The organism is uncultured Campylobacter sp., assembly GCF_938031315.1.
In the GTDB taxonomy this organism is placed as follows: Bacteria; Campylobacterota; Campylobacteria; order Campylobacterales; family Campylobacteraceae; genus Campylobacter_B.
Genome location: NZ_CALHHT010000227.1, coordinates 1 through 4315, shown reverse-complemented (window position 1 = coordinate 4315; position 4315 = coordinate 1). Strand labels below are relative to the sequence as shown.

The 4315-nt window shown below is 48.9% G+C and carries 3 protein-coding genes and 1 pseudogene; 2 read left to right on the top strand and 2 right to left on the bottom strand.

The genetic code is table 11. The features are described from left to right. Both Q0236_RS05775 and rho read left to right on the top strand, forming a co-directional pair. Window positions 1-311, top strand: a pseudogene (locus tag Q0236_RS05775) (acetyl-CoA carboxylase carboxyl transferase subunit alpha); the annotation flags it as partial. Between the two features lie 59 nt (window positions 312-370). After that, entirely contained in the window at window positions 371-1717 is a 1347-nt protein-coding gene (gene rho, locus Q0236_RS05770; RefSeq protein ID WP_005873347.1) for a transcription termination factor Rho, read from the top strand. 322 nt (window positions 1718-2039) lie between these two features. Here the strand turns inward: rho and Q0236_RS05765 are convergent, their stop codons facing one another. Both Q0236_RS05765 and Q0236_RS05760 read right to left on the bottom strand, forming a co-directional pair. Then, window positions 2040-2867 (bottom strand): hypothetical protein, encoded by an 828-nt coding sequence (locus tag Q0236_RS05765; RefSeq protein WP_297915963.1) that lies wholly within the window; start codon window positions 2865-2867, stop codon window positions 2040-2042. 139 nt (window positions 2868-3006) lie between these two features. Next, window positions 3007-4315: sodium-dependent transporter (locus Q0236_RS05760; RefSeq protein WP_297915961.1), on the bottom strand; the 1309-nt coding region annotated here is incomplete at its 5' end.

The following is a 4315-nucleotide window of genomic DNA, read 5'->3' as shown; positions in this document are numbered from 1 at the left end:
TTCAAAACTCAATCTTTTCGGTCATCTCTCCCGAGGGCTGTGCCGCGATTTTGTGGAACGATCCGAGCAAGAGCGAGGCCGCTACGAAGGCGCTAAAGATCACCGCCGAGGAGCTAAAAGAGCTAGGCTTGGTCGATGATGTGATCAAGGAGCCTAAAACGGGCGCCCACAGGGATAAAGACGGCGCGATAAAAGCGCTTGGAAACTATGTCTTAACCGAGCTGCACAAGCTAGACGATCTTAGCATAGACGAGCTTATCAGCAGAAGACAACAAAAAATTTTAAGGTTCGGTGCTTATAAAGAGAACTAAATTTTAAATTTCGCGACTTTTAAAACTAAATTTAATAACTTCACACTCTAAGAGGACAAATGGAAAATACAAATCAAAATTCCGCCCAGACCGCCGTTTCAAATTCCAATCAAAACGGCAGAAAAACTTACGCTAAAACGCACGTTCCCGTCGAGGGCTACCAGATCGAGGAGCTCCGCTCGATGGATCTTGAAAATCTCATCGCCATAGCAGACGAGCTAGGCGTCGAAAACCCGCGCGAATTCCGCCGCCAAGCGCTCGTTTTTGAAATTTTACGCATGCAGACGAAGCAGGGCGGCTTCATACTTTTTACGGGGATTTTGGAGGTTACCGCCGAGGGTTACGGCTTTTTGCGCGGCATAGATTCAAATTTAAGCGACAGCGCCAATGACGCCTACGTGAGCCTCAGCCAGATCCGCAAATTTGCCCTTCGCGTCGGCGACATCGTCACAGGCCAGGTGCGCGAGCCGAAGGATCAGGAGAAGTACTACGCGCTTTTAAAGATCGAGGCGATCAATTACAAATCGATCCAAGAGGCCAGAGAGCGTCCGCTATTTGACAATCTTACGCCGCTTTTCCCGACCGAAAAGCTCAAGCTCGAATATGATCCTATGCGCCTTACCGGTCGCGTGCTCGATCTTTTCACCCCGATCGGCAAGGGGCAGCGCGGGCTCATCACGGCGCCTCCGCGTAGCGGTAAAACGGAGCTGATGAAAGAGCTTGCCAACGGCATTACGCGCAACCACCCCGAGGTCGAACTTTTGGTGCTGCTAGTCGACGAGCGCCCCGAAGAGGTGACCGACATGGAGCGCAGCGTGCGCGGCGAAGTGTTTAGCTCGACTTTCGATCAGCCTGCATTCAACCACGTCCGCGTCGCTGAGCTCGTCATCGAAAAGGCAAAACGCGCCGTCGAAAACGGCAAGGACGTCGTCATCCTGCTCGATAGCATCACCCGCCTTGCGCGCGCTTACAACACCGTCACGCCTAGTAGCGGCAAAGTGCTAAGCGGCGGCGTGGACGCGAACGCCCTGCACAAGCCGAAGCGCTTCTTCGGTGCGGCGCGAAATATCGAAAACGGCGGCTCGCTTACCATCGTCGCTACCGCGCTCATCGAGACCGGCTCGCGCATGGACGACGTGATCTTCGAGGAGTTCAAAGGCACGGGCAACAGCGAGATCATCCTCGATCGCAACATATCGGACCGCAGAATTTACCCCGCGATCAATATTACCAAGTCCGGTACCCGCAAAGAGGAGCTTTTGCAAGGCAGCGAAAATCTGCAAAAGATCTGGGCGCTGCGCTCGGCGATCTCGACAATGGACGACGTCGAGGCGCTGAAATTTTTATACGCCAAGATGCTAAAAACCAAAGACAACACCGAGCTGCTATCGATAATGAACGGCTAAATTTCTTAAATTTAGCCTTATTTTGAAATTTTGCTTCAAATTTAGCGGCATGGCTTGCACCGCTTGCCGCGAATACCGCCACGTAGCTTTGTATGCGCTTTCAAAGCAGCGCGTATTTTTTCAAACTCCACTATTATAAGTTTAAATTTATCGCGATATTTGCTAAACGTTTTGCGCTCGCAGCACGGGATACAGCGCCGCCCGACAGAATTTTGCTTTGGTAAAAATCCATTCGCAAGATGTAAAGCGTAAAATTTTTACTGGGAATTTTATGTTTTGCTATGAATGGAGCCGGATATTTTATTGTTTTCTAAATTATCGGCTAAGATAAAAACATCGTTTTTATTAAACTATATATCAGATAAAAATTCCCGTAATACCTGTTTCCGTGGTTATCTATATAAAATTCGCACGAGTGTATAAAGTTGGTATTACTATACGGCACACATTCTTTAACGCCTTGCAGATATTGGTTTATGCGGTTATGAACCATATCAAATTCGTAATCTGGATTTTTTGTCTTTTCAGATGGTTGAAACTTATAGCTCATATACTTAATCCCCTCATAATATATGCAGTATCTATTCTTTCCTAGCGCTCTTTCAAAAAAGGTAATATTTTTGCATTCTTTTATACTAAAGCTATCGGAACCATACATACCACCTTTGCAAGTAAATATAAGGGTTTGATTGAGATCATAGTTTATCTTTTTATTGCCTTCAAATGGCGTATATGAGTAGTTGCCATTTATATCAACATTTCTATCTGTATGATGATGGACAAAATCGACAAAATTCCAAGGAACGGTTTTATTTGATATTTTTTTATTCGTAATTTTATTTAAACCAATAGTTGAGTTTAAATCATCAAATAGGCTAAAAGTTTTAGTATCCATATGCTTTTTAAATATTTTGTCTAATGTATAAATAAGTTCATTGAAGCTTAAATTTTTATCAGAAGCATAAAATGTATCATAATGGTAATATACGCAATCATTAAATTCTTCCTGTACGAAATTTTGTACCATCTCATCTTTACTAAGCCATTTTAGATCGCTGAAGCTAAACCCGCTGTAATTAAGCGCACTGACGATCACACAAATGCCGAACGCCGCGATTAGGGCTTTGGCTATAAATTTAAGAGCTTTCAAAATTTACTCCTTTAGCAAAACGCTAGTTAAAATACGAGCCTAGCGGGCTGCGATGTTAAGCGACCTTTTTAAATTTAAGCTCGCTCAAAAAGGGTTAAATTTAAACCCATGCCGCCTTTAAATTTAACCGAATCGCTTCCTACTTCCCGCCGAAAAACAGCAGATTTGCCATTATGATCACGATCGCGACGGGCGCTACGAAGCGCAGCGAAAAGTACCAAATTTTAAATCCAAGCTCGCCCATATCGGCGCCGAAAAGCCCGCGCAGGCGCTGCACGTCCATCACGAAGCCCACGAATATCGCCGAGGTTAGCGCGCCCAGAGGCAGCATGACGTTTGAGCTTACGAAGTCCAAGCAGTCAAAAAAGCTCGCGCCGAAAAGCTTAAATTTGCTCGCATAATCCGCGTGCATCGATAGCAGCGAGCATGCGCCTAGCACCGCTATGGCGCACCCCGAGATGCAGACTGCGCGCAGGCGCGAAATTTTAAATCTGCCGATGAGATAGAAGACGAAAGGCTCGATCATCGAAACCGCGCTCGTGATCCCCGCGAAAAAGAGCGAGACGAAAAACGCGACTTCAAGCACCTGCCCCGCTAGCCCCATTTTTGCAAACATCGTAGTGAGCGAGACGAACACAAGCCCTGCACCCTGCGCGGGATCGGCGCGGAATTCGAAGATGAAGGTAAAGACGATGAGCCCCATCATCAGTCCGATCGCGATGTTGATAAATACGATGTTTACCGAGCTTCGCACGAGCCGCACCCCCTCGCTAAGCGATGCCGCGTATGCTGCGATACAGCCGACGCCCACGCACAGGGTAAAGAGCGCGAGCCCGAGCGCGGAGAGGACGGAGTTAACGGTGATTTTGCCGAAGTCGGGGTAGAAAAGAAATTTCGCCGCCGCGCCGAAGCCCTGCATCGTGCACGCATACGCAAGCATCGCAAGCAGCAGCACGAAAAGAAGCGGCATCATCACGACGTTTAGCCGCTCGATACCGCTTTTGATGCCGCGCGCGACGACGGAGAGCGTCAGCACGAGCGCAAGCGCGTAAAAGCCCAGGCTCGTGACTAGCGAATGCGAGATGAGATCGTCAAATACGGCGCCCGCTTCCTCGGCGGTTGCGGGCAGCGGAGAAAAGCCCAAAAATATGTAGCGGATCACCCAGCCGAGGATGACGAGGTAAAAGGACAGCACCAGCATGCCGCCCGCGATGAAAACGCCTCCCGCGCGCCATTTGCGTCCGCCGCGCGGCGCAAGCGTCTCGTAAGCGCTCGGTAGATCCCGCCCGCTTAGCCTGCCTAGCGCCATCTCGGCTAAAAATATGCTAAAGCCCACGCCCAGCGTGAGCGCGAGGTATAAAAGCACGAAGGCGCTGCCGCCGTTTTGACCCACGAGGGTGGGGAATTTCCATGCGTTGCCAAGCCCCACCGCGCCGCCTGCGACGGCA

What these genes read in the sequence shown, in the direction of transcription:
- rho (WP_005873347.1), top strand. Translation starts at nt 371, where the DNA reads ATGGAAAATACAAATCAAAATTCCGCCCAGACCGCCGTTTCAAATTCC.